A 1,026-nucleotide genomic window follows, 5' to 3' on the forward strand; every position below is an offset into this window, starting at 1 on the left:
CTTATTCTATTATCGGTTTAGGGTTTGGTATCAATTTTGAACAGGCATTGTCTGTCACGTCAGATGGTATCGGGCTAATTATCGCTACGATTGTCGGCACACTCGTCATTGGCTCACTCATCGCCAAAGTAATCAAACTCGAAACGACGACTGCGTATCTCATTTCATCCGGAACTGCGATATGTGGTGGCAGCGCAATTGCTGCGGTCGCACCAGCAATCAGAGCCAAAGATGAACAAATAGGTTTGGCACTCGCTACCGTTTTTGTACTCAACTCTCTAGCGTTGTTCATCTTCCCCGTCATTGGTCATGCGTTAAACCTAGACCAACACACCTTTGGGACATGGGCGGCAATTGCGATTCATGATACTTCGTCTGTTGTTGGCGCTGCCTCTGCCTACGGTGAAGAGGCACTGACAACTGCAACCACGCTCAAACTGGCGCGAGCCTTGTGGATCATTCCTGTTGCTTTGATTAGCGCCGTGATTTTCTCACGTGGGAACAAAGAGAACGGTTCGAAAAAGTTAGTGATTCCTTACTTCATTTTCTGGTATTGCGCGGCCATCGCCTTTAGTGATTTCTTTCCACAATTTGAGGTGGTGTATCACGGTATTTTTACCATTGCGAAGCAAGCTCTGGTGGTGTGCTTATTCTTGATAGGATGTAGTATTTCGATTTCGAAACTGAAATCTTCGGGCCCTAAACCGCTGTTGTTTGGTGTGACTTTATGGGTATTAATTTCCACCACGTCACTAAGCTGGCTAGTACTTAGATAATCGTTGTCGACTTATCGCGTTGGTCGGAGGTTGACTCTGGTTTGTCACTCTTGAGCGCAAACACCAACGCGATAGCGATTAAAAACGCCGTCAATTCCGCTAACGAGCGAGTGAGCCCTTCACTGCTGATTGCGATGCCAATTTGTAATACCACCGCTATCAATAAAACCAATTTCACCATTCTGAAGCTTATGCCTTTCTGCCCTACGTTGAGACATGATTATGATTCAGAGTTATAAGGTTACGAAAT

At 45.7% G+C, this 1,026-nt stretch carries 2 protein-coding genes; one reads left to right on the forward strand and one right to left on the reverse strand.

From position 1 onward, the window contains the following. Nucleotides 1–776, forward strand: a 776-nt coding sequence (locus R7Q48_RS24945; protein WP_318132801.1) for a YeiH family protein, incomplete at its 5' end; no start/stop codon positions are given. Here R7Q48_RS24945 and R7Q48_RS24950 read toward each other — a convergent pair. Then, nucleotides 769–957, reverse strand: coding sequence for a hypothetical protein (locus R7Q48_RS24950; protein ID WP_020904044.1), 189 nt, complete (start codon nucleotides 955–957; stop codon nucleotides 769–771). The two genes, R7Q48_RS24945 and R7Q48_RS24950, sit on opposite strands and share 8 nt — an antisense overlap. Nucleotides 958–1,026 lie beyond the last annotated feature (69 nt).

It is taken from the genome of Vibrio sp. 378, from assembly GCF_033339435.1.